The 26,079-nt window shown below is 60.2% G+C and carries 21 protein-coding genes; 10 read left to right on the plus strand and 11 right to left on the minus strand.

From position 1 onward, the window contains the following. Window positions 1-95 precede the first annotated feature (95 nt). From lpxC to mutT, 4 genes are all read left to right on the plus strand, one after another. Entirely contained in the window at window positions 96-1,019 is a 924-nt protein-coding gene (gene lpxC, locus BN1123_RS02070) for a UDP-3-O-acyl-N-acetylglucosamine deacetylase (protein ID WP_026456701.1), read from the plus strand. 140 nt (window positions 1,020-1,159) lie between these two features. Then, window positions 1,160-2,065 (plus strand): M23 family metallopeptidase, encoded by a 906-nt coding sequence (locus BN1123_RS02075; RefSeq protein ID WP_042025086.1) that lies wholly within the window; start codon window positions 1,160-1,162, stop codon window positions 2,063-2,065. Between the two features lie 59 nt (window positions 2,066-2,124). Then, window positions 2,125-4,845, plus strand: coding sequence for a preprotein translocase subunit SecA (secA, locus tag BN1123_RS02080; RefSeq protein ID WP_042025088.1), 2,721 nt, complete (start codon window positions 2,125-2,127; stop codon window positions 4,843-4,845). 90 nt (window positions 4,846-4,935) lie between these two features. Continuing rightward, window positions 4,936-5,331, plus strand: a complete 396-nt coding sequence (gene mutT / locus BN1123_RS02085) for an 8-oxo-dGTP diphosphatase MutT (RefSeq protein WP_026457309.1) — start codon at window positions 4,936-4,938, stop codon at window positions 5,329-5,331. A 62-nt stretch (window positions 5,332-5,393) separates the two neighbouring features. Here mutT and yacG read toward each other — a convergent pair whose 3' ends face one another. The 9 genes from yacG to BN1123_RS02130 form a co-directional block, all read right to left on the minus strand. Then, on the minus strand, window positions 5,394-5,588 hold the full coding sequence (yacG, locus tag BN1123_RS02090; protein WP_042025089.1) for a DNA gyrase inhibitor YacG: 195 nt from the start codon (window positions 5,586-5,588) through the stop codon (window positions 5,394-5,396). Between the two features lie 9 nt (window positions 5,589-5,597). Beyond that, a complete protein-coding gene (zapD, locus tag BN1123_RS02095; protein WP_042025090.1) occupies window positions 5,598-6,320 on the minus strand; it encodes a cell division protein ZapD in 723 nt (240 codons plus the stop codon). A 37-nt stretch (window positions 6,321-6,357) separates the two neighbouring features. After that, on the minus strand, window positions 6,358-6,972 hold the full coding sequence (gene coaE, locus BN1123_RS02100; RefSeq protein WP_042025092.1) for a dephospho-CoA kinase: 615 nt from the start codon (window positions 6,970-6,972) through the stop codon (window positions 6,358-6,360). 3 nt (window positions 6,973-6,975) lie between these two features. Beyond that, the gene (locus BN1123_RS02105; RefSeq protein WP_042025093.1) at window positions 6,976-7,851 is read right to left on the minus strand and encodes a prepilin peptidase; all 876 of its coding nucleotides are present in this window, start codon (window positions 7,849-7,851) and stop codon (window positions 6,976-6,978) included. A 66-nt stretch (window positions 7,852-7,917) separates the two neighbouring features. Further along, window positions 7,918-9,159, minus strand: a complete 1,242-nt coding sequence (locus BN1123_RS02110; protein WP_026456598.1) for a type II secretion system F family protein — start codon at window positions 9,157-9,159, stop codon at window positions 7,918-7,920. Between the two features lie 219 nt (window positions 9,160-9,378). Beyond that, window positions 9,379-11,085, minus strand: a complete 1,707-nt coding sequence (tapB, locus tag BN1123_RS02115) for a PilB family type IVa pilus assembly ATPase TapB (protein WP_042025094.1) — start codon at window positions 11,083-11,085, stop codon at window positions 9,379-9,381. Window positions 11,086-11,088: 3 nt separating this feature from the next. Further along, window positions 11,089-11,532, minus strand: coding sequence for a type IVa pilus major pilin TapA (tapA, locus tag BN1123_RS02120; RefSeq protein ID WP_411595158.1), 444 nt, complete (start codon window positions 11,530-11,532; stop codon window positions 11,089-11,091). Between the two features lie 374 nt (window positions 11,533-11,906). Continuing rightward, window positions 11,907-12,764 carry a carboxylating nicotinate-nucleotide diphosphorylase gene (gene nadC, locus BN1123_RS02125; RefSeq protein WP_042025095.1) on the minus strand — a complete coding sequence of 286 codons (858 nt, stop codon included), beginning with the start codon at window positions 12,762-12,764 and terminating at the stop codon, window positions 11,907-11,909. A 3-nt stretch (window positions 12,765-12,767) separates the two neighbouring features. Beyond that, the gene (locus BN1123_RS02130) at window positions 12,768-13,238 is read right to left on the minus strand and encodes a retropepsin-like aspartic protease family protein (protein WP_042025097.1); all 471 of its coding nucleotides are present in this window, start codon (window positions 13,236-13,238) and stop codon (window positions 12,768-12,770) included. Window positions 13,239-13,261: 23 nt separating this feature from the next. Here BN1123_RS02130 and ampD point away from each other — a divergent pair, with 23 nt between their 5' ends. From ampD to lpdA, 5 genes are all read left to right on the plus strand, one after another. Beyond that, window positions 13,262-13,843 carry a 1,6-anhydro-N-acetylmuramyl-L-alanine amidase AmpD gene (gene ampD / locus BN1123_RS02135; RefSeq protein ID WP_042025098.1) on the plus strand — a complete coding sequence of 194 codons (582 nt, stop codon included), beginning with the start codon at window positions 13,262-13,264 and terminating at the stop codon, window positions 13,841-13,843. Window positions 13,844-14,109: 266 nt separating this feature from the next. Beyond that, window positions 14,110-14,874 carry a pyruvate dehydrogenase complex transcriptional repressor PdhR gene (gene pdhR, locus BN1123_RS02140; protein WP_026456603.1) on the plus strand — a complete coding sequence of 255 codons (765 nt, stop codon included), beginning with the start codon at window positions 14,110-14,112 and terminating at the stop codon, window positions 14,872-14,874. A gap of 84 nt (window positions 14,875-14,958) precedes the next feature. Next, window positions 14,959-17,619 (plus strand): pyruvate dehydrogenase (acetyl-transferring), homodimeric type, encoded by a 2,661-nt coding sequence (gene aceE / locus BN1123_RS02145; RefSeq protein ID WP_042025099.1) that lies wholly within the window; start codon window positions 14,959-14,961, stop codon window positions 17,617-17,619. Between the two features lie 116 nt (window positions 17,620-17,735). Then, window positions 17,736-19,619 (plus strand): pyruvate dehydrogenase complex dihydrolipoyllysine-residue acetyltransferase, encoded by a 1,884-nt coding sequence (gene aceF, locus BN1123_RS02150; RefSeq protein WP_042025100.1) that lies wholly within the window; start codon window positions 17,736-17,738, stop codon window positions 19,617-19,619. A 162-nt stretch (window positions 19,620-19,781) separates the two neighbouring features. Then, window positions 19,782-21,209 (plus strand): dihydrolipoyl dehydrogenase, encoded by a 1,428-nt coding sequence (lpdA, locus tag BN1123_RS02155; protein ID WP_042025101.1) that lies wholly within the window; start codon window positions 19,782-19,784, stop codon window positions 21,207-21,209. A 128-nt stretch (window positions 21,210-21,337) separates the two neighbouring features. Here the strand turns inward: lpdA and BN1123_RS02160 are convergent, their stop codons facing one another. Both BN1123_RS02160 and BN1123_RS02165 read right to left on the minus strand, forming a co-directional pair. Next, on the minus strand, window positions 21,338-21,520 hold the full coding sequence (locus BN1123_RS02160; protein WP_026456693.1) for a hypothetical protein: 183 nt from the start codon (window positions 21,518-21,520) through the stop codon (window positions 21,338-21,340). 134 nt (window positions 21,521-21,654) lie between these two features. After that, window positions 21,655-23,565 carry a methyl-accepting chemotaxis protein gene (locus BN1123_RS02165; protein WP_042025102.1) on the minus strand — a complete coding sequence of 637 codons (1,911 nt, stop codon included), beginning with the start codon at window positions 23,563-23,565 and terminating at the stop codon, window positions 21,655-21,657. A gap of 248 nt (window positions 23,566-23,813) precedes the next feature. Here BN1123_RS02165 and BN1123_RS02170 point away from each other — a divergent pair, with 248 nt between their 5' ends. Then, the gene (locus tag BN1123_RS02170; RefSeq protein ID WP_042025104.1) at window positions 23,814-26,069 is read left to right on the plus strand and encodes a patatin-like phospholipase family protein; all 2,256 of its coding nucleotides are present in this window, start codon (window positions 23,814-23,816) and stop codon (window positions 26,067-26,069) included. Window positions 26,070-26,079: the final 10 nt, after the last annotated feature.

Consider the following 26,079-nt stretch of genomic DNA (forward strand, 5'->3'; position numbering starts at 1 on the left):
CTGATGGGGCTGGTTTGTTTGTTGCTTAAGGAATGTGCTAAGATGGCCTGCCAACGACCATCTGGTCCGGATTTTAAGCTGTTTAGGGTACACCCATGATTAGACAAAGAACCTTGAAAACGAGTGTACAGGCGACTGGCGTCGGCCTGCATTCGGGCCGGAAAGTCACCATGACATTCCGTCCGGCTCCTGTGAACACAGGGATCGTTTACTTGCGTACCGACCTGAATCCTGTGGTGGAGCTGCCAGCCAATGCCGATCAGGTGCGCGATACCGTGCTCTGTACCGCACTGGTCAACGAAGCCGGTGTCCGTGTCTCTACCATTGAGCACCTCTCCGCAGCCCTTGCGGGGATGGGGATCGACAACCTCTACGTCGAGGTTGATGCACCCGAGATCCCGGTGATGGACGGCAGTGCACACCCCTTTATCTACCTGTTGCAGGAAGTCGGGGTCCGTGAACAGAATGCGGCCAAGCAGTTTGTGCGGATCAAGAAGAGCATCCGGGTTGAAGACGGCGACAAGTGGGCGGAATTCCACCCCTATCGCAACGGCTTCAAGATGGATCTCGAGATCGATTTCCAGCACCCGGTGTTTGAAGGGCGCAACCAGCGTTGCGTACTGGACTTCTCCGGTGCCTCCTTCGTGAAAGAGATCAGCCGTGCCCGTACCTTCGGGTTCATGCGTGATATCGAGTACCTGCGTTCCCAGAATCTGGCGCTGGGCGGAAGCCTGGAAAACGCCGTGGTACTGGATGACTACCGGGTGCTGAACGAAGATGGTCTGCGCTACGAGGACGAGTTCGTGAAGCACAAGATGCTGGATGCGATCGGTGACCTCTACATGTGCAACCGCAGCATCATCGGCGAATTCCGTGCCTACAAGACCGGCCATGCCCTGAACAACAAGCTGCTGCGTGCCTTGCTGGCCGAGCAGGAAGCCTGGGAACTGGTGACCTTTGAGGGCGAGGGCGACAAAGCGCCTATCGCTTACTACGACAACGGTCTGGTTCTGGCCTGATAGCTGTGCAACGGAACGTCGGTCCTCTCTCCGCACCGACGTTCCGTCATTTGTTTACTCCATCCTTCAATACCGATTATCTCCCGGTTTTATTTCCCGTGCAGTCTCTGGACCGTACCTGACCGAGCAGACAGATTTCTATGAGCATTACCCTGATCCTCCACGGCAAGCAGCGACGCAAGTTGCACGTACCCAAACAGCGTCTGGCCTGGGTCGGCGGTATCATTTTCTCCCTGTTGGCCCTGGGGGGCGGCTGGCTCTGGCAGAGCTGGCAGCAGAAAATGGACGCGCTGGAACTGGCGCTGGCCATGGCCGAGCAGCAATCCGCCAAACAGAGTGGCGACGAAGCCCGTGAACAACTTGCCATGCTGGCGGCTCAGGTGGGCACCATGCAGGGGCAACTGGGGCGTCTCAATGCCCTCGGTGAACGTCTGACCGAGCAGGCAGACCTCGATCCCGAGGAGTTCAATTTCAAGGAGCTGCCCCCCATGGGCGGTCCTTCCTACGATGAAGATCTGGAAGTCAGCCTCAACGAGTTGCAGGACTCCATGAAACACCTCAGCCAGCAGCTCAGCAGTCGTGAAGAGCAGCTGTCGGTACTTGAATCTTTCATCATGAATCACCATATCACCGATGCCGGTTTCATCTCCGGCACGCCGGTCCAGCAGGAGCGGGTCTGGGTGTCGTCCGGCTTTGGGGGGCGGGTCGACCCGTTCAACGGTCGGGCCAAGATGCACAAAGGGGTCGATTATCGTGGCAAGGTGGGCACCCCCATCCTGGCCACGGGCCCGGGTGTGGTGAGATGGGCCGGTCGTCATCCGGAGTTTGGCAACATGGTGGAGATCAACCACGGCAATGGCCTGGTGACCCGCTATGCCCACAACTCCAAGCTGCTGGTCGAAGTTGGTACCCTGGTCGATCAGGGTCAGAAGATTGCCTTGATGGGGCGTACCGGTCGCGCGACCGGCGTCCATCTGCATTACGAAGTGTTGAAAGACGGTCGTCAGGTCAACCCCGCACGCTTTCTGAGTGCCAGCCGGGGTTAGGTTTTTTTCTTCAGGTTCCAGTGACGGAACGCTTTTATAACCAGAAATAGTTGGTACCCATGATTAGCACACTGCTTACCAAGATTATCGGCAGCCGGAACGACAGAACGCTCAAGGCTTTGCGCAAAATTGTAAAACAGATCAATGCGATGGAGCCGCAGTTCGAGGCGCTGTCCGACGCCGAACTGCAGGCAAAGACCGCCGAGTACCGTCAGCGTCTGGAGCAGGGCGAGACCCTGGAGCAGCTGTTGCCGGAAGCGTTCGCCACCGTGCGCGAAGCCTCCAAGCGGGTATTTGGCATGCGCCACTTCGACGTACAGCTGATCGGCGGCATGGTGCTCAACTCCAACCGCATCGCCGAAATGAAGACGGGTGAAGGTAAAACCCTGACCGCCACCCTGCCGGCTTATCTGAACGCACTCTCCGGTCGTGGCGTACACGTGGTGACGGTGAACGACTATCTGGCCAAGCGTGACGCCGAGGCGAACCGCCCGCTGTTCACCTTCCTCGGCATGACGGTGGATTGCAACGTGCCGGGCATGGATGCATCCCAAAAGCGCGACGCCTACGCCGCCGACATTACCTACGGTACCAACAACGAATTCGGTTTCGACTACCTGCGCGACAACATGGCCTTCTCGCCGGAACAGCGCGTGCAGCGTCCGCTGAACTACGCCCTGGTGGACGAAGTGGACTCCGTGCTTATCGATGAAGCCCGCACCCCGCTGATCATCTCAGGTCCGGCCGAAGACAGTTCCGAACTCTACATCCGCGTCAACAAGCTGATCCCGTTGCTGGTCAAACAGGACAAGGAAGACACCGAAGAGTACACAGGCGACGGCCACTATACGGTGGACGAGAAGAACCGCCAGGCGCTGCTGACCGAGAACGGCCAGATCTTCGTGGAAGAGCTGCTCAAGAAAGAGGGGCTGCTCGACGAAAACGACTCCCTGTTCTCCGCCTCCAACATCAGCCTGCTGCACCACGTCAATGCCGGTCTGCGTGCCCATACCCTGTTTGAGCGCAATGTGGATTACATCGTCCAGAAGGACGAGATCGTCATCGTCGACGAACACACCGGCCGTACCATGCCGGGTCGTCGCTGGTCCGATGGCCTGCACCAGGCCGTCGAGGCGAAGGAGGGGGTCAAGATCCAGAACGAGAACCAGACCCTGGCCTCCATCACTTTCCAGAACTACTTCCGCCTCTACAACAAGCTGGCGGGCATGACGGGTACCGCCGATACCGAAGCCTTTGAATTCCAGCAGATTTATGGCCTGGATACCGTGGTTATCCCGACCAACAAGCCGATGGTGCGCAAAGACATGGGCGATCTGGTCTACCTGACCGCCAATGAGAAATACGCAGCCATCATCGATGACATTCGTGGTTGCGTCGAACGGGGCCAGCCGGTGCTGGTTGGTACCGTCTCCATCGAGAACTCCGAGCTGCTCTCCGGCATCCTGACCAAGGAGAAGATCCCGCACAAGGTGCTGAACGCCAAGTTCCACGCCATGGAAGCGGAGATCGTTGCCCAGGCTGGCCAGTCCGGCGCCGTGACCATCGCCACCAACATGGCCGGTCGTGGTACCGACATCGTGCTGGGTGGCAACTGGCAGGCGGAGATCGCCGCGCTGGAGAACCCGACCGACGAACAGATCCGTGAGATCAAGGCAGCCTGGCAGGCGCGTCACGACGCGGTACTGGCCGCTGGCGGTCTGCACATCATCGGTACCGAGCGCCACGAGTCCCGCCGTATCGACAACCAGCTGCGCGGCCGTTCCGGTCGTCAGGGTGACCCGGGCTCCTCCCGCTTCTATCTCTCCATGGAAGATACCCTGATGCGGATCTTCGCCTCCGATCGCGTGACCGGCATGATGAAGAAGCTGGGCATGGAGCAGGGCGAAGCCATCGAGCACCCCTGGGTGACCAAGGCCATCGAGAACGCCCAGCGCAAGGTGGAAGGTCGCAACTTCGACATCCGCAAGAGCCTGCTCGAGTTTGACGACGTGGCCAACGACCAGCGCAAGGTGGTTTACGAGCAACGTAACGAGCTGCTGGATACCAATGACATCTCCGAGACCATCCACGTGATCCGCGATGACGTCTACAACAACGTGATCGACGAATATATTCCGCCCCAGTCTCTGGAAGAGATGTGGGACGTGGCCGGCCTGGAAGCGCGCCTCAAGGGTGACTTCTCCCTCGACCTGCCGCTGGTCAAGTGGCTGGAAGAGGATGACAAGCTCTACGAAGAGAAGCTGCGCGAGCGCATTCTGGACGAGGCCCGCAAGCTCTACGCCCACAAGGAAGAGCTGGTCGGCACCGCGGTGCTGCGCAACTTCGAGAAGGCCGTGATGCTGCAGACCCTGGACGGCCTGTGGAAGGAGCACCTGGCGGCCATGGATCACCTGCGTCAGGGCATCCATCTGCGCGGTTACGCCCAGAAGAACCCCAAGCAGGAGTACAAGCGCGAATCCTTCGATCTGTTCACCCAGATGCTGGAAACCCTCAAGCGCGACGTGGTCAGCATCCTGAGCCGGGTTCAGGTACAGGAGCGCGACGTGGAGGCGATGGAGGCCCAGCAGCGCCAGCAGGCTGAAGCTGCTCCCCGCACCTACACCCATGCCAGTGCCGAGAACCAGCTGGCGGGTGAAGAGGCAGCCTCCGACGAGGGTCATACCACCTTCGTGCGGGACGAGCAGAAAGTAGGTCGCAACGATCCCTGCCCCTGTGGCTCCGGCAAGAAGTACAAGCACTGTCACGGTCAGTTGACCTGATAACGCGCGATGCCATCACGAGGCGGGCCCAGTGCCCGCCTTGTTATTGATGAGGAACGCGCAGTGGCCGTATCTGACGAGGTAACCGAGATGGAACAGAAAAAACGGATCTGGGTGGCGGTGGGCGTCATCGAGAACGAGCGGGGCGAGATCTTCATCGCCAAGCGATCTTCCGACCGCCATCAGGGGGATCGCTGGGAGTTCCCCGGTGGCAAGGTGGAGTCGGGTGAAGACTTGCTCACCGCTCTGGACAGGGAGCTGTGGGAGGAGATCGGCATCCGGGTACAGGATTGCTCCCCCTTCATGGAGCTGCACCACGACTATCCCGAGAAGCAGGTGTTGCTGGATATCTGGAAGGTGACGCGCTTTAGCGGTGAGCCGTTCGGCAAAGAGGGGCAGGAGTGTCTCTGGGTGCCAGTGGCCGAGCTGCACAACTATCACTTCCCCGATGCCAATGGCCCCATAGTGGCGCGCCTGCAGGGCTGATCCTCTGATCCGGAAATGAAAAAGGGCCTTCAGGCCCTTTTTTGTATTTTGGCGGATGCGGCTTATAGCCAGCGGTCGCTCTCTTCCTGATCCGGCAACAGGTCGGGGTTGGTCTCCCCCGGGATGCGCTTCTCTTCATCGGCCCATTCGCCGAGATCGATCAGCTGGCAGCGCTTGCTGCAGAAGGGGCGAAACGGGCTCTGGGGGCTCCATTCCACTTCACTGTTACAGGTAGGGCACTTGACCTTGGTGACCATGAGAACTCCTCAGCAGCAGGCGAGTTGGAACGCTACATCGCCAATCTGTTGCTCTGCGGTGGGCAGAAAGCGCAGGGCGAAGCGATTCTTGTGACCGCTCAGGGTCGGGTAGCACAGCAGGTTGTCCGCCAGTCTGATGCGGATAAGCTCGGCGCTCTCGGCGGTGTCCTGGAAGAAGCCGTTGGTGGCCACCTGATCGCTGAAGCAGCCTGACTCGCGCCACAGCCGCAGCAGCAGGGAGATGGCATTCATCATCAGGGTGATGTCGCTGAGCCAGCCCTGCATCTGTTGATGGCGGGTGATGGCCGGGGTGGCGAGCCAGTGGTGCAGCTGCGGCACGTCGAAGGCGCACAGGCCGCCCGGAATGGAGAAACGCTGGCGGATGGAGCCGAGCAGGCGATCTTCTTTCAGGCGGGCACCGGGGCGGGGGGCATTCAGCAGGCTGCGGGAGAGCTGGCTGCACTCTTGTTGCATCAGCTTGACCTGCTCCAGATCCACGTCGGGCAGGTTGGCCCAGTGGCTCAGACGCTGGCTGAGGCGCTCCAGATCCTTGATAAGATCGGCCCGCAGATCGCCGCGCTCAAGCAACTCCTGCAGATCGAACAGCCCCTTGAAAAAGGCGATATGTGCCCAGGACTGGTCACTCTCCAGATTGTCGTGGATCTGGGAAAACAGGGATTCCAGACGCAGATAAGTCCGGCTTTTTTCATTGAGGGGGAAATCGTAAATCATGCCTAATCCTGGCCAGCCATAAACCGGCCTAGTGTACTCACTGTTGCTTGGCTTGTTGAGAGGCAAACGCCAGATATGTTTGGTGCAGGGCCAAAATTTGCGTTCTGATTGCCATTTTGTCCTCTACCCGGTTGTCGAGGATGTCGTCGGCGACCGCGAGACGCTCATCCCGGCTGGCCTGAGCGGCCAGAATGGCCTGGGCCTGCTCCCGATTCACCCCATCCCGGCGACAAGTGCGTGCGATCTGGGTCGCTTCGTCCACGTCGATCACCAGCACCCGGTCTGCGAGCCCGGTGAGCCTGTTCTCCACCAGCAGGGGAACCACCAGCAGGCAATAGGGGGAACGGGCGGCGGCGCACTGGCGCTGCATCTCGCTGCGGATGAGGGGGTGAAGCAGGGCATTGAGCCAGGCCTTGGCATCGGGTTCGCTGAAGACCCGCTCCCGCAGCTGGCGGCGATCTAGCCGGCCATCGGAGGCGATGACATCCGGGCCAAAGTGGGCTGCGATGGCGGCAAGGGCCGGGGTGCCCGGTTCCACCACCTCGCGGGCGATGACGTCGGCATCGATCACATCGATGCCGAGCTCGGCGAACTGGTTGGCCACCGTGGTCTTGCCGCTGCCAATTCCGCCGGTGATTGCGACTACATACATGGGTCAGAGCACCATTTCGAGATACCAGCGGGTGATGGTATCGCCCCACAGCAGGGCGATCCAGCCTGCGATGGCCAGATAGGGGCCAAAGGGAATGGGCTTGCCCTGATGGTGCTTGCGCAGCGCGATCAGCGTGATACCGATGATGGCGCCCACCAGGGAGGAGAGCAGCAGTATGATGGGCAGCGACTGCCAGCCCAGCCAGGCCCCGAGCGCCGCCAGCAGCTTGAAATCGCCATATCCCATCCCCTCCTTGCCGGTCAGCAGCTTGAATGCCCAGTAGAGGCTCCATAGCACCAGATAGCCGGCCATGGCCCCGATCACCGCGTCGCCTAGCGGTACAAAGCCACCCAGCAAATTGAACAGCAATCCGCCCCACAGCAATGGCAGGGTAAGCTGGTCGGGCAGCAGCATCTTGTCCAGATCGATAAAGGTGAGCGCCACCAGCACCCAGGTCAGCAGCAGGGCTGCCAGCACACCCCAACCCGGGGGCAGGGTCGTGGCTACCGCCACCGAGAGCAGGGCGGTCAGCAGCTCCACCAAGGGATAACGGGCCGAGATGGGGGCCTGGCACTCCCGGCAACGACCCCTGAGCCAGAGCCAGCTCAGGAGCGGGATGTTCTCGACGGCCGTGATGGCATGGCCGCAGTGGGGGCAGGCGGAGCGCGGCACCATCAGGTTGTAGCGCTCAACCGGCTCGCTGTTTGGCGTTTGTGTCTCGAAGTAGCCGTGATACTCGGCCTGCCACTCCCGCTCCAGCATAATGGGTAGGCGGTGGATCACCACGTTGAGGAAGCTGCCGATCATCAGGGAGAAGAGAAAAACCAGGGAGAGATAGAGCCAGGGCAAGCCGTGCGCCAGCTCGATAAGAAGTGTCATAACCAACCGTCAGTCATCAAATGAAGGGAAGGGCATGGGCGGCCTTGGCCTGCATGCCCTCATGAATCAACCCACGACATCGCCGAGCTTGAAGATGGGCAGGTACATGGCGATTACCATGCCGCCGACCAGCACCCCGAGCACCACCATGATGAGGGGTTCCAGCAGGCTGGTGAGGCCATCCACCAGATCATCCACCTCCTGTTCAAAGATGGTGGCGACCTTGGAGAGCATATCATCGATGGCGCCGGACTCCTCGCCGATCATCACCATCTGAATCACCATGTCGGGGAAGAGATCCACGGTGCGCATCGCCACGTTGATCTGCATGCCCGCTACCACCTCGTTGCGAATGGCCATGACGGCAGTGCGATAGACATAGTTGCCGGAGGCCCCCGCCGCCGAGATGAGGGCATCCACCAATGGGATACCGGCCGAGAAGGTAGTGGAGAGGGTGCGGGCAAAGCGGGCCATGGCCGCCTTGTGCAGTATCATGCCGACCACCGGGATGGTCAGCACAAACTTGTCGGTGTTGTCTCTTACCTTTTGAGAAGCGCGCCAGGCGCGGACGTAGAGGAAGATGGCGAGCGCCGCCCCGCCGAAGAAGACATACCACCAGTTCTGCATGAAGCGGGAGATGCCGATGACGAACTGGGTGAAGATGGGCAGCTCGGCGCCGAAGCTCTTGAAGATGTCCTCGAACTGGGGGATGACGAACAGCAGCAGGATTGAGGTGACGACGATGGCCACCAGGATGACCATGGTGGGGTAGAACATCGCCTTCTTGATCTTGGACTTGAGCGCTTCCGACTTTTCCCGATAGGTGGCGATACGATCGTAGATGGTCTCCAGTGCGCCGGACTGCTCGCCCGCCTCCACCAGATCGCAGTAGAGGGCGTCGAAGTAGCGGGGATGGCGGCGCAGCGCCTCCGACATGGGGGTACCGGTCTCCACATCGGCGGCGACGATCCCCATCAGCTCGCGCATCGAGGCTTTTTCATGGCTGCGGGCGATGATCTGCAGGCTCTGCACCAGCGGTACGCCAGCGGAGAGCATGGTGGTGATCTGGCGCGAGACGATGGCGATATCCATCGGCTTGATCTTGGCGCCGCCCTTGGAAAACAGCCCCTGGGATTTCTTGGCCACCTTGGTGACATTGACCCCCTGCTTGCGCAGCTCGGCCTTGACGGTATTGATGCTGTCGGCCTGGAGTTCGCCAGAAACTTTCTGGCCCTTGCGGTTGACCCCGCTCCAGCGAAACGCGAAGACTTTCTTGGGGGCATTATTCTTGTTGGTTAGCGTTGCCATCACTGCATCCTGCAATTGGGTCGGGCGCAGGGTGTCTTGCACCTCTTCGCCATTGACCTGGTCAAGGTCCCCGGTTGGCACTTGCCAGCGGGATACTGATTCGATGGGGGGCCATCTTGGCGCCTGCCCGATTTGCTCTCTGGCATCCCGTATTTATGTCGCCAGCTTCCAGAAGGCGTTACGGTACGATCCGGCATTGTCCGTAGAGGGGGCCTCTGGTTAGTTGGTCGTGACCCGGTTCACTTCCGCCAGACTGGTGACGCCCAAACGGGCCTTCTCCAACCCGGAGGTGCGCAGGGTCCGCATCCCCTCTTTCTGGGCGATGGCGGCGATCTGCAGCGAGTTGGCTCCCTGCATGATCAATTTTGCGATATTTTCCGACATCAGCATGATTTCGTAGATGCCGACCCGTCCCTTGTAGCCCCCCGAGCACTCCTTGCAACCTACCGGTTTGAACAGCCGCAGCCCCGCTGCCAGTTGCTGCGGGGTAAAGCCCAACTCCAGCAACTCGGCCTCCGGCACTACTTCGGGCGCCTTGCAGTGATCGCACAGCTTGCGGGCCAGCCGCTGGGCCATGATCAGGGTCACTGAGGAGGCGATGTTGAAGGCCGGCACCCCCATGTTCATCATCCGGGTCAGCGTCTCGGCCGCCGAGTTGGTGTGCAGGGTGGAGAGCACCAGGTGGCCGGTTTGCGCCGCCTTGATGGCGATCTCTGCGGTTTCCAGATCCCGTATTTCCCCGACCATCACCACATCTGGATCCTGGCGCAGAAAGGAGCGCAGGGCGCTGGCGAAGGTGAGGCCCGCCTTGGGATTGACCTGCACCTGGTTGACGCCGGGCAGGTTGATCTCCACCGGATCCTCGGCGGTAGAGATATTCACCTCTGTGGTGTTGAGAATGTTGAGGCCGGTGTAAAGCGAGACCGTCTTGCCCGAGCCGGTGGGACCGGTCACCAGGATCATCCCCTGGGGTTTGGAGAGGGCGCGCAGGTATTGTGCCTTCTGTCGATCGTCAAAGCCGAGCTGCTCGATATTGAGGCGCGCCGCCGATGAGTCCAGCAGACGGATCACGATCTTCTCCCCCCACATGGTGGGCAGGGTATTGACTCGCATGTCCATTGACTTGTTGCGTGACAGCTTCAGCTTGATGCGGCCATCCTGGGGCAGGCGCCGCTCGGCAATATCGAGCCGTGCCATCACCTTGAGACGGGCCGAGAAGCGGTTGGCCAGATTGACCGGCGGTGTGGCTATCTCGTGCAGGATGCCATCGATGCGAAAACGGATGCGGTACTTCTGCTCATAGGGTTCGAAGTGCAGGTCGGAGGCGCCGCGCTTGATGGCATCCATCAGGATCTTGTTGATGTATTTGACGATGGGGGCGTCATCGTCCGTGGTGTTGACACTCTCGTCGAGGCGACTGCCCTCGTCGGAGACCTCAAGATCCGAGATTTCGGACTCGTCGATATCCTCCATTCCGAGCACGTCGGTCTCGTTCTCCAGCAGCTTGCCGATGGCGGTGGTGAGCTTGTTTTCTTCCACCAGCAGCGCCTCGGTATGAAGCCCGAAGCTGAAGCCGAAGTCTTCCAGCGCCGACACATTGGTCGGATCCGACATGGCGATATAGAGGGTGTGGCCCTGGGTGTAGATGGGCAGCACATGGTGTTTTTCAATCAGCTTCTGATTGAGGTACTTCTGCGGGATCTCGGCCAGATCGAAGGCGGCAAGATCCAGTAGAGGTACCCCATACTCCAGCTCGCAGAAATCAGCCAACGCCTTGCTGTCGAGGATCTGGTTCTCCACCAGAAATGCCACGAAGGGTTTGCGCTGGGCCTTGGCCTGACTCAGGTAGCGCTGGGAATCCTCTTCACTGATCAACGAAGAGGCGGCCAGGCTTATCGCCAGGCCGCTATGGGGGCTAGAGGTCATGCGTTAGCAGAGGCCGCTAGTTTTACAGGTTCCAGTTACAGCCCAAGTAACCTTGCCATCAGCCTGGACCGTGGGGGTAATAACGTAGTTTTGTGTTGCCCCAAAGGTTGCTGATTGACCTGTAGCAGTTACAGCATTCGTTGTTGTACTAACCACCACAGAATCAACTTCACCTGTACCTGCACCAGCGGCTATGTCAGCAGGTACCCCATTAGTGCCTGAGTCACAAGTTGAGAGTGCTCCGCTTACAGCTGCGGTTGTCTGGGCACAGATCTCAATAGCTGTCTTGTAGGGGCCAACAGCAGAAACAACCTCAGAAAACTTCGCGCGTTTGGTGTAGGTCTGATACGCCGGCAGTGCTACCGCCGCCAGAATGGCCACGATCGCGACCACAATCATCAATTCGATAAGGGTAAAGCCTGACTGTTTCTTCATTTTGCTTTTCATAGAAAATGTCCTTTTATCCATTGTTCCTGGGAAGTGGCGGTGGAAAACTAACCACACGTCAATATCTTATCTGAGCGGATGGCGTTGGCAACAAGTGCGCAGGCCCGTCATTAAAGTTTTTGATCCAATCCTCTATTTGGGTGAAAAAAGAGCGAAAACTGACCTGTTTCTGCTTAATTGCCTCCCCCTTCTCTTGTTGCTGGTACGACATATAAAGAAAAGGCGCCGAGGGCGCCTTTTGCAAGTCGAGGGGGCGGTTATGTTGACGGGCCTCTCAATGAGTCTGTTTTAGCTGCCTTATCAAGCCATTACCTATAGAGGTGATGGTATCTGCCGGATATTCGGCTGGCGTAGCCGGAACGGTCACAATCCGTTCAGATAAAGCGCATGGAGAGATCCAGCGCCCGCACATGCTTGGTCAGCGCGCCCACCGAGATATAGTCCACTCCGGTCGCGGCAAACTCGGTCAGGATCTCCAGGGTGACGTTGCCGGAGACCTCCAGCTTGGCGCGTCCCTGATTGATGGCGACCGCTTCGCGCATCATGGCCAGGTCGAAGTTGTCCAGCATCACGATATCGGCACCGGCGGTCAGTGCCTGCTCCAGTTCAGTCAGGGATTCGACCTCGACCTCCACCGGTTTGTCCAGATTGAGGCGACGAGCCTCCTGGATGGCGCCGGCGATGCCGCCACAGGCAAGGATATGGTTCTCCTTGATGAGGTAGGCGTCGAAGAGGCCGATGCGGTGGTTCTTGCCGCCGCCGCAAGTGACGGCGTACTTCTGGGCACTGCGCAAGCCGGGAATTGTCTTGCGGGTGTCGAGCAGGCGGCAGCCGGTCTCTTCCAGCTCGGCCACATAACGGGCGGTGAGGGTGGCGACGCCAGAGAGGGTCTGCACAAAGTTGAGGGCATTGCGCTCGCCGGTCAGCAGCAGACGGGCCGGACCATGGAGGCGGAACAGTTCCTGATTGGGGGAGAGGTGCTCGCCATCTTGCACCAGCCACTCCACCTTCACCTCGCCGCCGAGCTGGGTAAAGACTTCATCCACCCAGGGCTGGCCGCAGAAGACGCCGGCCTCGCGGGTGATAACTCGGGCGCTGGAGATGCGATCGGCGGGGATTAGCTGGGCCGTGATATCGGCGCTGGCATCCGGCTGGTCCAGCGTGGTGAGGGCATCGCCCAGATCTTCGAGTAGTGCGGCGCGCACGGCGCGGCTGACATCCTGTTGAAACATGCCTTATTCCTGCAAGGGTCTGAGCAGCAACTGCCGCTCCTTTTGAACCAGCTCCAGCCGACCGAGGGCATTCATGCCTACCAGCACCTCGTCTCCCTCTGCCGCCGGATTGATGAAGATGGCCAGATCGTACAAGGTCAAAGGGCCCATCGCCAGCGTTTCGATGGTGCCGTTGCCGACCCGGATCATCCCGGCCGCCGTGTTGACCTGGCTGCTGCCATGGGCGGGCAGTCCCAGCCGTTCGGCGACCGGCAGCGGCACGGTTATGCGGGTGGCGCCGGTGTCGAGCAGCAGTTGCACCGGCTGACCGTTGATGGCACCCTCCAGACGATAGTGGCCGCTCTGGTCGGCCCTTAGCAGCAGTTCGCCGCTGGCGGTGACGCTCGGCTGGGAGCGGGAGTGGAAGTAGAGGGTCAGCAGACCCATCAGAGAGAGCCAGGCCAGTAACCAGAACCAGCGCGCCGTTTGCTGCATACCTCATCCATATCGAGCCAAAGATGACCCAGCCTAACACACATTTTTCCATCGACGCCGCCGGCTGGTGCCGGGAGGCACGCCGGGTTCCATCCCCCCATCACAACGAGCGACCCGTATCGGACGATATCTCCCTGCTGGTGGTGCACGGCATCAGCCTGCCCCCTGGCGAGTTTGGCGGCCCCTTTATCGACGATCTCTTTATGGGCAGGCTGGATCCCGGGGCTCATCCCTATTTTGCCGACATCCATCAGCTGCGGGTTTCGGCCCACTGCCTGATCCGCCGCGATGGCGAACTGGTGCAGTATGTGCCGTTCGTTGCCCGCGCCTGGCATGCGGGAGTATCCAGCTGGCAGGGGAGAGAGGCATGCAATGACTTCTCCATCGGTATCGAGCTGGAAGGGACGGATGAGCTTCCCTACACGGAGGCGCAATATGCAGTGCTGATTGGGCTCGCTCGGGCCATCTGTGACCAGTATCCGGCCATCACTCCGGAAAAAATTGTGGGTCATTGCGATATCGCACCTGGGCGCAAGACGGATCCGGGGGACAGCTTCCAATGGCAGGATTTTCGCAATAAATTCAACGTTTCCTGTAAAAATTAAAATTCACTTTGCCTTTTTAAATCAATGGCTTGCCAATGTGGCAGGCCATTTTTGTTGCTGGTTATCCAAATGTTATTTGTGAGCTATCTCAAGAATATTGGTAAGACCATTTTCTATGAGCTAAATCATGTTTGCACCAATTTACCCCTTAAGTGGTGCCTTTCATTCTTGATTCAGATCATCTTTTGGGTGGACTTTTCAATGCCCCTCTGCTAATTTTCGCCCCATCCATAAAATTGGTAATACCAATTTAACAAAGTAGCCTCATGCCCTATCGCAAGATCACGCAACCCAAGTTAGCTGACGCCATCGTCGCCGAACTGGAACAGATGATTCTGGAAGGCAGCCTGCAGCCGGGACAGAAACTGCCCCCCGAGCGCGAGCTGGCCATCCAGTTTCAGGTTTCGCGCCCCTCCCTGCGCGAAGCCATCCAGCGGCTGGAGGCGCGCGGGTTGCTCTATCGCCGTCAGGGCGGTGGCACTTATGTGCAGAATGCCCTGAGCAAGGGGATCGCCGATCCTCTGTTCGAGCTGCTCAGCACCCACCCCGAGGCTCGCTACGATCTGCTGGAGTTCCGTCATGCGCTGGAAGGCATCTGTGCCTACTACGCCGCATTGCGGGGCACTGAGTCAGACTTCGAGCGGATCCGCAAAGTGCAGATCTCCATCGAGGAGGCTGGGCAGCTGGGGTCGCTGGTGGCGGAATCCGCTGCCGTGACCCAGTTTTATCTGGCGGTGGCCGAGGCCTCCCACAACGTGGTGCTGCTGCACCTGTTGCGGGCCATGAGCCCCATGCTGGAGCAGAACATTCTGCAAAATAACGAGATTTTGAATCGCCGCCCGGGAGTGGTAGCCAAGATCCGTCGCCATCGTGCGAGTCTGATCGAGGCTATTCTTTCGGGGGCTCCGGAGCGGGCCAGAGCTGCTTGTCATGAGCACCTGGCCTTTATCGAGGACACCTTGTTGGATATGCAGAGGGAAGACAGCCGGATCCAGCGATCCATGCGTCGGATCCGTCAGCAGGAAAACTAATCCCACAAGGCTTTCTTTTATTGTCGAATGCTTGCGCCCTTCGCCGTGCAATGCCGTGCAATCACAACAAAATAGGAACCAGCCATGTCTGATATCCTGAAGAACGATGTGGACCCGATAGAAACGCTGGAGTGGCTTGCCTCTCTGGAATCCCTGCTGCGTGAAGAGGGTCCCCAACGCGCTCAGTTCATCCTTGAACAGTTGGCCGAGAAAGCCCGCGCAAGCGGTGTGGACGTGGCTGCCAAGGCAAACCGCGATTACATCAACACCATTCTGTCCAGCGAAGAGCCTGACTACCCGGGCGACCTGGAGATGGAGCGCCGTATTCGCGCCATCATCCGCTGGAACGCCATGATGATCGTGCTGCGCGCCTCCAAGAAAGACCTGGACCTGGGTGGTCACATGTCTTCCTTCGCTTCCTCTGCGACCATCTACGAAGTCTGCTTCAACCACTTCTTCCGTGCCCGCAACGAGAAGGATGGTGGCGACCTGGTTTACTTCCAGGGTCACATCTCCCCGGGCATCTACGCCCGTGCGTTCGCTGAAGGTCGTCTGACCGAAGAGCAGCTGGATAACTTCCGTCAGGAAGTGGATGGCAAGGGTATCCCCTCCTACCCGCACCCGAAACTGATGCCGGACTTCTGGCAGTTCCCGACCGTCTCCATGGGTCTGGGCCCCATCGCCGCCATCTATCAGGCCCGTTTCCTGAAGTACCTGACCGACCGTGGCATCAAGGATTGCTCCGAGCAGACCGTTTACGCCTTCCTGGGTGACGGCGAGATGGACGAGCCGGAAGCCAAGGGCGCCCTGACCGTTGCCGTGCGTGAAAAGCTCGACAACCTGGTGTTCGTGGTCAACTGCAACCTGCAGCGTCTGGATGGCCCGGTTGTCGGCAACGGCAAGGTCATCAACGAGCTGGAAGGCCTGTTCGCCGGCGCCGGCTGGGATGTCACCAAGGTGATCTGGGGCCGCAAGTGGGATGAGCTGCTGAAGAAAGACACTTCCGGCAAGCTGATCCAGCTGATGAACGAGACAGTGGACGGTGACTACCAGACCATGAAGTCCCGCGACGGCGCCTACGTTCGCGAGCACTTCTTCAACCGTTATCCGGAAACTGCCGCCCTGGTCAAAGACATGACCGACGAGGAAATCTTCGCCCTGAACCGCGGTGGTCACGATCCTCGCAAACTGTTTGCCGCTTTCTCCAAAGCCGCAGCAACCAAGGGCAAGCCGACCGTTATCCTGGCCAAGACCATCAAGGGCTATGGCATGGGCGAAGCGGCCGAAGGCAAGAACATCGCTCACCAGGTCAAGAAGATGGAGCTGGACTCCGTGCGTCACCTGCGTGATCGCTTCAACCTGCCGGTATCCGACGAGCAGCTGGCCGACCTGCCGTACCTGAAGATCGAAGAAGGTACCGAAGAGCACAAGTACCTGCACGCCCGCCGTGCCGCACTGAAGGGCTATGTACCGACCCGTCTGCGCGAGAGCACCACCAAGCTGGAAATCCCGGCACTGGATGCCTTCGGCCCGCTGCTGGGCGAACAGGCGCGCGAAATCTCCACCACCATGGCGTTCGTGCGTTCCCTGAACGTGATGCTGAAAGACAAGTCCATCGGCAAGCGCATCGTCCCGATCCTGGCTGACGAAGCCCGTACCTTCGGTATGGAAGGTCTGTTCCGCCAGATCGGTATCTACAGCCCGCACGGTCAGCAGTACACCCCGCAAGACCGTGACATCGTCTCCTACTACAAGGAAGACAAGCAGGGTCAGGTTCTGCAAGACGGTATCAACGAGCTGGGCGCCATGTCCTCCTGGCTGGCTGCTGCAACCTCTTACAGCACCAACGACTGCCCGATGATCCCGTTCTACATCTACTACTCCATGTTCGGCTTCCAGCGGATCGGCGACATGGCGTGGGCAGCCGGTGACCAGCAAGCCCGTGGCTTCCTGCTGGGCGCGACCTCCGGTCGTACCACTCTTAACGGAGAGGGCTTGCAGCACGAAGATGGTCACAGCCACATCCTGGCCAACACCATCCCGAACTGCGTCTCCTACGACCCGTCCTACGCCTATGAAGTGGCGGTGATCGTACAGGATGGCCTGCGCCGCATGTACGGCGAGAACCCGGAGAACGTGTTCTACTACATCACCACCCTGAACGAGAACTACGCCATGCCGGCCATGCCGGAAGGCGCCGAGGAAGGCATCCGCAAGGGTATCTACAAGCTGGAATCCGTGGCCGGCGACAAGGCCAAGGTTCAGCTGCTGGGCTGTGGCTCCATCCTGGGTCACGTGCGCAAGGCCGCCCAGATCCTGGCCACCGAATACGGTGTCGGCTCCGACGTGTTCAGCGTGACTTCCTTCAACGAGCTGGCTCGTGACGGTCAGGACGCGGACCGCTGGAACATGCTGCACCCGACCAGCGAAGCCCGCGTGCCCTACATCGCTCAGGTGCTGGGCGCCGAGGCCACCATCGCTGCGACCGACTACATGAAGTCCTTCGCCGATCAGGTCCGTGCCTTCGTTCCGACCGAGAACTACCGTGTGCTGGGTACCGACGGTTACGGCCGCTCCGACAGCCGTGCCAACCTGCGTCGTCACTTTGAAGTGAACGAGTTCTACGTGGTGGTTGCTGCCCTGACCGAGCTGGCCCAGCGTGGCGAGATCGACAAGCAGGTTGTGGCCGAGGCCATCACCAAGTACGGCATCGACGCCGACAAGGTGAACCCGCTGTACGCGTAAGAGGATCAAGTGCCGTGCCGGGACAAGCTGCCCGGCATGGTCTTGCAAAGGTTAACGCGAGATGCGCGTGAGGCTGCCAGTCAGCAACGCGGATGCACGCAAGAGGATAAAGCACAATGTCCAAACAGATTATGGTGCCGGATATCGGCGCCGATGAGGTTGAAGTTACCGAGATCATGGTAGCCGTGGGTGACAAGGTCGAGCTCGACCAGTCCATCATCGCGGTAGAAGGCGACAAGGCCTCCATGGAAGTCCCGGCTCCGGCCGCCGGCATCGTTAAAGAGATCCTGATCAAGGTGGGCGACAAGGTCGCCACCGGTTCCCAGATTATGATCTTCGAAGCCGAAGGCGCTGCCGCCGCACCTGCAGAAGTGGCTGCACCGGTTGCTGCTGCCCCTGCCGCCGCTCCGGCTGCTGCCGCCCGTCAGGACGTTCACGTACCGGACATCGGTGGTGACGAAGTCGAAGTCACCGAGATCATGGTTGCCGTGGGCGACATGGTCGAGGCCGACCAGTCCATCATCGCCGTGGAAGGTGACAAGGCTTCTATGGAAGTGCCGGCACCGTTCGCCGGCCGCGTGGTCGAGATCAAGGTTGCCGCTGGCGCCAAGGTTTCCACCGGTTCCCTGGTGATGGTATTCGAAGTGGCTGGCGCCGCGCCGGTTGCCGCCGCTGCACCGGCTCAGGCTGCCGCCCCTGTGGCTGCTGCCCCTGCTGTTGCCGCCGCCAAGGACGTCAACGTACCGGACATCGGCGGTGACGAAGTGGAAGTCACCGAGATCATGGTGGCCGTGGGTGACAAGGTTGAAGCCGACCAGTCCCTGATCGCCGTGGAAGGTGACAAGGCCTCCATGGAAGTCCCGGCTCCGTTCGCCGGTGTGGTCAAGGAAATCAAGGTGAAGGCGGGTGACAAGGTCTCCACCGGATCGCTCATCATGGTGTTCGAAGTGGCTGGCGCCGCGCCGGCTGCAGTTGCTGCTCCGGCCCCTGCCGCAGCCCCGGCCCCGGCTCCGGTTGCCGCCGCCCCTGCGCCGGTCGCCCAGGCTGCTGCCTCCGACTTCGTCGCCAACGATGCCTACGTCCACGCCTCTCCGGCGGTGCGCCGTCTGGCCCGTGAATTCGGTGTCAACCTGGCCAAGGTGAAGGCCTCCGGTCGCAAGGGCCGCATCGTCAAAGAAGACGTGCAGGCTTATGTGAAGGATGCGGTCAAGCGCGCCGAGTCCGCACCGGCTGCAGGTCAAGGCTCTGGCAACGGCATGAGCGTACTGCCGTGGCCGAAGGTCGACTTCAGCAAGTTTGGTGACGTGGAAGAGGTCGAACTGACCCGCATCCAGAAGATCTCCGGTCCGAACCTGCACCGCAACTGGGCCATGATCCCTCATGTCACCCAGTTCGACGAAGCCGATACCACCGAGCTGGAAGCGTTCCGCAAAGAGCAGAACGTGCTGGCCGAGAAGCAGAAGCTGGACGTGAAGATCACCCCGCTGGTGTTCATCCTGAAAGCCGCCGCCAAGGCCCTGGAAGCCCATCCACGCTTCTGCAGCTCCCTGTCCGAAGATGGCAGCAAGCTGATCATGAAGAAGTACATCCACATCGGTGTGGCGGTGGATACCCCCAACGGTCTGGTTGTGCCGGTCGTGCGCGACGTCAATAAAAAGGGCATCATCGAGCTGTCCCGTGATCTGGCCGAGATCTCCAAGAAGGCTCGCGCCGGCAAGCTGACCGCAGCCGACATGCAGGGCGGTTGCTTCACCATCTCCAGCCTGGGTGGCATCGGCGGTACCAGCTTTACCCCGATCGTCAATGCGCCGGAAGTGGCCATCCTGGGCGTCTCCAAGTCCGAGATGAAGCCGAAGTGGAACGGCAAGGAGTTCGTGCCGCGCCTGATGCTGCCGCTGGCTCTGAGCTACGACCACCGCGTTATCGATGGTGCCGATGGAGCCCGCTTCATCACCACCATGAATGGCGTACTGTCCGACATTCGTCGACTGGTCCTGTAAGTGAGAGGGCGGGCCCAGAGCCTGCCCTTTTTACTTCTCATTTCGTTAACAGGATTGTAAACTTGCCCCGTTTTTTCACGGCTGCAGCCGCCTTGTTTTGCAACAAAAAGAAGGTTTAAGAGTGCGCAGTCCTGGGGATATAAGAACGACAAAGAGGTCATGATGAGTAAAGAAATCAAAACCCAGGTCGTAGTACTGGGTGCTGGCCCTGCCGGTTATTCCGCTGCTTTCCGCGCCGCCGATCTGGGCCTGGATACCATTATCGTCGAGCGTTACTCCACCCTGGGTGGCGTCTGCCTGAACGTGGGTTGCATTCCCTCCAAGGCCCTGCTGCACGTCGCCAAAGTCATTGAAGAAGCCAAGGCGCTGGCCGAGCACGGCATCGTCTTCGGTGCCCCGCAGACCGACATCGACAAGGTGCGTCTGTGGAAAGAGAAGGTCATCACCCAGCTGACCGGCGGTCTGGCCGGTATGGCCAAGATGCGTAAAGTTCAGGTTGTGAATGGCTTTGGCAAGTTCACCGGTCCGAACACCCTCGAGGTGGAAGGCGCCGATGGCAAGACCACCATCACCTTCGACAACGCCATCATCGCGGCCGGTTCCCGTCCGGTGAAACTGCCGTTCATCCCCCATGACGATCCCCGTGTATGGGACTCTACCGACGCGCTGGAGCTGAAAACTGTTCCCGGCAAACTGCTGGTCATCGGTGGCGGCATCATCGGTCTGGAGATGGGTACCGTGTACTCCTCCCTGGGCTCCGAGATCGACGTGGTGGAATTTGCCGATCAGCTGGTACCGGCTGCCGACAAAGACATCGTCAAGATCTACACCAAGCGCGTTGCCAAGAAATTCAACATCATGCTGGAGACCAAGGTCACCGCAGTTGAAGCCCGTGAAGACGGCCTGTACGTCTCCTACGAAGGCAAGCACGCTCCGGCCGAGCCGGTTCGCTACGACAACGTGCTGGTTGCCGTAGGCCGTGTGCCGAACGGCAAGATGCTGGACGCCGAGAAGGCGGGCGTTGCCGTCAACGAGCGCGGTTTCATCGAGGTGGACAAGCAGCTGCGTACCAACGTGGCCCACATCCACGCCATCGGTGACATCGTCGGTCAGCCCATGCTGGCCCACAAGGGTGTTCACGAAGGTCACGTTGCTGCTGAAGTCATCGCTGGCAAGAAGCACTACTTCGACCCGAAAGTGATCCCGTCCATCGCCTACACCGAGCCGGAGATGGCCTGGGTTGGTCTGACCGAGAAGGAAGCCAAGCAACAGGGTCTGAACTTCGAAGTCGCCACCTTCCCGTGGGCAGCTTCCGGTCGTGCCATCGCCTCCGATTGCTCCGACGGCATGACCAAGCTGATCTTCGACAAGGAGAGCGGCCGCGTCATCGGTGGTGCCATCGTGGGTACCAACGGTGGTGAGCTGCTGGGTGAAATCGGTCTGGCCATCGAAATGGGTGCCGACGCCGAAGATATCGCCCTGACCATCCACGCTCACCCGACTCTGCACGAGTCCGTGGGTCTGGCTGCCGAAGTGTTCGAAGGCTCCATCACTGACCTGCCGAACGCCAAGGCCAAGAAGAAAAAGTAATTTTCTTCAATTGGTTGCACAAGAAAGCCGCTCAATCGAGCGGCTTTTTTTGTTGCTGCACTTTTTATTGATGCCTGTTGCGGCACTTCCCGTTGCAGCTCATGCGGCCTGGTCGAGGTTAACTGCCTTTAGCAGCGTCCCTTCTTCGCCTGGCCCGGCGGGCAGAAGGTGCCGTAACCGTCCCTGCTGCCATCACTGATGCGGATACGGGCGTCATCGACGCTCACATCGGCACTGTGTACCCGTACCGGTCCACTGCTGCAGGCACTGAGCAGTCCCCCCAGCAACATTACGACAACCAGCTTGCTCATACTGCCTCCTGTTTTTCCCTGATTATGAGGCATTTCCGGCCTTTGGAGCAGAGAGGGCGAGAGGGCTGCGTCATGGTATGGCGCGACCATGAAAAAGGGCGCCAAGGCGCCCCCGAATAATCTCGCAATGCTCATCACAGGCGGAAGCTGCCGACCAGTTTATCGAGCTGGCCGGATAGCTGCTGCAGGCTGCGACTCGATTCGGTCAGCTGATGAGCGATGTCGGCGGTCTCCATGGTGAGCTGGTTGATGTCCTCCACGTTGCGGTTGATCTCGCCGACCACGCTGGACTGCTCCTCGGTGGCGGTGGCCACCTGGATGTTCATGTCGCTGATCTGGGTGATGTGGGCAGTGATCTGGCCGAGCGCTCCGTTGGCCTCATCTGCCTGGTTCACCACTTCCAGACTCTGGTTGCGGCCCCGGGCCATGGCGCTGACCGCACGGGCACTCTGCTCCTGCAGCCGGTTGATCATCTCCTGGATCTCCGCGGTGGAGGCGGCGGAGCGGCTGGCGAGGTTGCGCACCTCGTCGGCCACCACGGCGAAGCCGCGGCCCTGTTCCCCGGCCCGGGCCGCCTCGATGGCGGCGTTGAGGGCCAGCAGGTTGGTCTGCTCCGAGATGCTGCGGATGGTGTCGAGGATGCTGCCGATGGAGTCGGTCTGGCTGGCCAGGGATTCAATGACGCCAGCCACCTGCTCGATCTCGCCGGAGAGATCGACGATGCCGTGGCGGGCCTGGGCGACCACCTGGGCCCCCGCATCCGCCTGATCGTTGGCCTGTTTCGCCACGTCTGCCGCCAGCGACGCATTGCCGGCGATCTCGCTCACCGTTGCCCCCATCTCGTGGATGGCGGTGGCCACCTGCACGGTGCGGTCGCGCTGGGCGGTGCAGTTGTGCTGGGTCAGTTGCGCCTTGCCGGCCACCTCGTTGGCGGTAGCGGCCAGTTGGCGGGAGTTGTCGGCCACCTGCTCGATGGAGGCGTGGATCTTGGCCACGAAGTTGTTGAAACCACTGGCCACCTGGGCCAGTTCATCCCGCCCTTCCACCTTGAGGCGGCGGGTCAGATCGCCATCGCCGCTGCCAAGCTCCTTGAACAACCCGGCCAGGTCGTTGAGCGGGCGGCTCACCGAGCCCGCCAGCAGCATGCCCATGGCGCCCATGGCCAGCGCGATGACGAGAGAGATCATCAGGATCTCGTTGCGGGTCTGGGCCAGCCCGGCATAGATCTCGGCCTGGGGCACCTGGGTGACCAGATACCAGTCCAGCATGGGGATATAGCTGCTGGCCAGCACCATGGGTTGGCCGTCCACCTCGGCGTTGATGACGGCGAAGGGACGCTTGGCGAGCAGGCTGGCACTGTCACCGCTGACCAGCGCGCCCAGGGTATCGCGATCGATATGACTGGCGTTGGGGTGCAGCTTCACCTTGCCGCTGCCATCGACTATGAAGACGATGCCGCTTTGCTCAAGCCGGAAGCTGGAGACCATGGCGACCATGGTATCAAGGGATTTGGCAAATCCGGCCAGGCCGCGGCCATCGAGTTGCTGGAAGTTGACGAACAGCTTCATCTCGCCGTTGCTTTCGCGAAAGATGCTGAGAGTCATCTCCTTCTGGCTCTTGGTGTAGTCGTAGAACCAGGCATCCTGGGTTGGCGTCAGGTTGCGCAGGAAGCCGTCCTGGTTGTAGTAGGCCGCGCTCTGGCGATCGGCGAAGGAGGCGGTCACCAGACCATACTGGCTGGCCACGTCCTTGAGCTGGTTGATCACGATGGGTTCCTGCTCTTTGGGCATCCCCCTGTCCACCCAGTCGAGGATGAAGCGATCGGTGGCCAGCTGCCGTGCCGCCTGGGCGATCCCCTTGAGATCCTGTTCGATCTCCTTGCTGATCCGCTGGGTCAGGTTGGGTAGCTCCTGCTCGAACATCCGCTTCTCGATCAGCTGCTGGGCCGAGCGCTGGCTGAAGTAACCCACCAGCAGGCAGGAGAGCACGACGGCCAGAGTGATGGTGGCCAGGATTTTCTGTTTGAGTGTCAGGCTTGCAAGCATAAGAGTGACTCGGGTGGAGGAACACGGGATGAGCTGATATTAGCGGCCAGGGGGCCATGCCCTTGAGTCAAGGGACACCTTTATTCGCAGATTACGTTTGCGCTCACAGGAGGCGAATCCCGTATGGCACCAAGGATGCGAACTGGTGACCACCTGACACGCGGATGCAGTTTGCGATCATCGGAGCGGCCCTTATAGTAGGGGCCAATCCTGGTGAGTAATCCCCCTTGAATGATATGGAAAATATGATGCGCTGCTTCCGTGCGGGATGGACCCGTTTGTTTCTGCTGCTCCTGGCTCTCTGCCCCCTGCTGGTGCAGGCAAGCGAAGGGAGCCGCCCCAAGGTCGCTCTGGTACTGAGTGGGGGCGGGGCCAAGGGCTCGGCCCATATCGGTATCCTCAAGGTGCTGGAGGAGAAGCGGATCCCGGTCGACATCATCGTGGGTACCAGCATGGGCTCCTATGTGGCGGGGATGTACGCCATGGGGCTCAGCGCCGAGGAGGTGGAGCGCACCACCCTCGCCATCGACTGGAACAAAGGCTATCAGGACAAGGTCGGCCGCAACGAGCTCTCCCTGCGCAAGAAGCAGCAGAGCGAGCAGTACCAGCTGCGCACCGATATCGGGGTCAACGGCGATACCACCCAGCTGCCGGACGGTTTCTTCCAGGGGCAGTCCATGGCCAGCCTGCTGCGTCACGCCACCTCCAACCTGCCGGTGCAGAAGAGCTTCGACGATCTGCCCATCCCTTATCGCGCCATGGCGACCGACATGGAGACGGTGACCCCCTTCGTGCTGGATCATGGCAGCCTTGCCAAGGCGATGCAGGCCTCCATGTCCATTCCCGGCGCGCTCAAGCCGGTGGAGTGGGAGGGGCATATCCTGGCGGACGGGGGAAGCGTCAACAACATGCCGGTGGATGTGGCCAAGGCGATGGGAGCCGACGTGGTGATCGCGGTGGATATCGGTGCCAAGCTGCGCACCAAGGAATCCCTCAAGTCAGGGCTCGCCATGATCGATCAGCTCACCACCTACATGACCCAGGTAGGCACGGAGAAGCAGAAGGCGTTGCTGGGGCCCGGGGACATACTGCTCGTGCCCGAATTCGGCGACATGGGGATCGCCGATTTCAGCCGCATGCCGGAGGGGATCAAGATAGGAGAGGCGACGGCCGGCAAGGCATCGGCGCAGCTTGAACGCCTCTCCCTGAGCAAGGCCGAGTACAATGACTACCGCAATCTCAAGCTGAGTCGGCGCGCCGAGCGCAGCGGCCAGCCCGCCTACTTCATCGACAAGGTGGAGATCCTCAACAAGTCGCGACTCTCCGACGAGACGGTACGCGCCATGCTGAAGGTACGGCCCGACAAGATCCAGACCAACGAGAGCCTGGAAGCGGGGATCCGCCGCCTCTATGCCCTGGAGTCGTTCGATCGCATCACCTACGAGGTGGAGGAGCGGGACGGGGAGAACGTGCTGGTGGTGGATGCCAGCGAGAAGAACTGGGGTCCGGGATACCTCAACTTCCAGTTCGGCTTCACCGATGACTTCGAGAACACCTCCAACTACAACGTCGGCATGTCCTACACCCTGACCAACGTCAACGACTGGGGGGCCGAGTGGCTGACCGAGGCGTCGCTGGGCACGGCCAAGCACATCAAGACCGATTTCTATACGCCGCTGGAGCCCTCCCAGACCTTCTATGGCGAGGCCAGCCTGGCATATGACCAGACCGACCGTCGTCTGTTCAATCCGGTGCCGGACGAAATCGACCTGAACTACCTCGATACAGACTACTCCTTCTTCAGCGCGGATCTGGCCATCGGCTGGAACCGCCAACCCTGGAGCCGCCTCTCCATGGGCCTGGAGGGACAGACCGGCAAGGTGGATCTGCAAAACTTCAGGAATTACAGCGTGGATGCGACGGCTTGGGGCCCTTATGTGCGTTTCGAGCACGATAACCTCGACAGCCTCTATTTCCCCTATGAAGGGGTCAAGTGGGACATCAAGCTGGGCCACTCTCACGTCAACTTCGAGGGGCCGGAGGATCTGAATGATCGCAGCGAGGGGTGGAACTACCACCTTTCCATGATCAAACCCTGGTCCTGGGATCGCCACAGCCTCAACCTGATACTGGAAGGGGGGGGCTCCGGCAGCGAGGAGGCGGTCCCCCTGCACATCCAGGATCTGGGTGGCCTATTCCGCCTCTCCGGCTTCCAGCGTTACCAGCTGAGCGGCCGCTACAGCCTGTTTGGCGGGCTGCGCTACATCTATCGGGTGGCCGACAACGACTTCGGCGCATTCAGGATGCCGCTCTACCTGGGGGGCTCCCTGGAGCAGGGCGGGGTCTGGAACAAGGGCAAGGACATCGGTATGGGGAGCTCCTTCACCGCGGGCTCCGTCTATGTGGGGGTGGAGAGCTTCCTCGGCCCCGTCTTCCTCGGCTATGGCATGGCGGAGGGGGGCAATGATGTCTTCTATCTGCAATTGGGCAGTACGTTCGAATAATGCGAAAATG

The organism is Aeromonas enteropelogenes (genome assembly GCF_000819845.1).
GTDB classification, from domain to species: domain Bacteria; phylum Pseudomonadota; class Gammaproteobacteria; order Enterobacterales; family Aeromonadaceae; genus Aeromonas; species Aeromonas enteropelogenes.

Bases quoted from the DNA above. Each gene is read 5' to 3' on its own strand.
- lpxC (WP_026456701.1), top strand. From the start codon at position 96: ATGATTAGACAAAGAACCTTGAAAACGAGTGTACAGGCGACTGGCGTC.
- BN1123_RS02075 (WP_042025086.1), top strand. From the start codon at position 1,160: ATGAGCATTACCCTGATCCTCCACGGCAAGCAGCGACGCAAGTTGCAC.
- secA (WP_042025088.1), top strand. From the start codon at position 2,125: ATGATTAGCACACTGCTTACCAAGATTATCGGCAGCCGGAACGACAGA.
- mutT (WP_026457309.1), top strand. From the start codon at position 4,936: ATGGAACAGAAAAAACGGATCTGGGTGGCGGTGGGCGTCATCGAGAAC.
- yacG (WP_042025089.1), bottom strand. From the start codon at position 5,588: ATGGTCACCAAGGTCAAGTGCCCTACCTGTAACAGTGAAGTGGAATGG.
- zapD (WP_042025090.1), bottom strand. From the start codon at position 6,320: ATGATTTACGATTTCCCCCTCAATGAAAAAAGCCGGACTTATCTGCGT.
- coaE (WP_042025092.1), bottom strand. From the start codon at position 6,972: ATGTATGTAGTCGCAATCACCGGCGGAATTGGCAGCGGCAAGACCACG.
- BN1123_RS02105 (WP_042025093.1), bottom strand. From the start codon at position 7,851: ATGACACTTCTTATCGAGCTGGCGCACGGCTTGCCCTGGCTCTATCTC.
- BN1123_RS02110 (WP_026456598.1), bottom strand. From the start codon at position 9,159: ATGGCAACGCTAACCAACAAGAATAATGCCCCCAAGAAAGTCTTCGCG.
- tapB (WP_042025094.1), bottom strand. From the start codon at position 11,085: ATGACCTCTAGCCCCCATAGCGGCCTGGCGATAAGCCTGGCCGCCTCT.
- tapA (WP_411595158.1), bottom strand. From the start codon at position 11,532: ATGAAAAGCAAAATGAAGAAACAGTCAGGCTTTACCCTTATCGAATTG.
- nadC (WP_042025095.1), bottom strand. From the start codon at position 12,764: ATGTTTCAACAGGATGTCAGCCGCGCCGTGCGCGCCGCACTACTCGAA.
- BN1123_RS02130 (WP_042025097.1), bottom strand. From the start codon at position 13,238: ATGCAGCAAACGGCGCGCTGGTTCTGGTTACTGGCCTGGCTCTCTCTG.
- ampD (WP_042025098.1), top strand. From the start codon at position 13,262: ATGACCCAGCCTAACACACATTTTTCCATCGACGCCGCCGGCTGGTGC.
- pdhR (WP_026456603.1), top strand. From the start codon at position 14,110: ATGCCCTATCGCAAGATCACGCAACCCAAGTTAGCTGACGCCATCGTC.
- aceE (WP_042025099.1), top strand. From the start codon at position 14,959: ATGTCTGATATCCTGAAGAACGATGTGGACCCGATAGAAACGCTGGAG.
- aceF (WP_042025100.1), top strand. From the start codon at position 17,736: ATGTCCAAACAGATTATGGTGCCGGATATCGGCGCCGATGAGGTTGAA.
- lpdA (WP_042025101.1), top strand. From the start codon at position 19,782: ATGAGTAAAGAAATCAAAACCCAGGTCGTAGTACTGGGTGCTGGCCCT.
- BN1123_RS02160 (WP_026456693.1), bottom strand. From the start codon at position 21,520: ATGAGCAAGCTGGTTGTCGTAATGTTGCTGGGGGGACTGCTCAGTGCC.
- BN1123_RS02165 (WP_042025102.1), bottom strand. From the start codon at position 23,565: ATGCTTGCAAGCCTGACACTCAAACAGAAAATCCTGGCCACCATCACT.
- BN1123_RS02170 (WP_042025104.1), top strand. From the start codon at position 23,814: ATGCGCTGCTTCCGTGCGGGATGGACCCGTTTGTTTCTGCTGCTCCTG.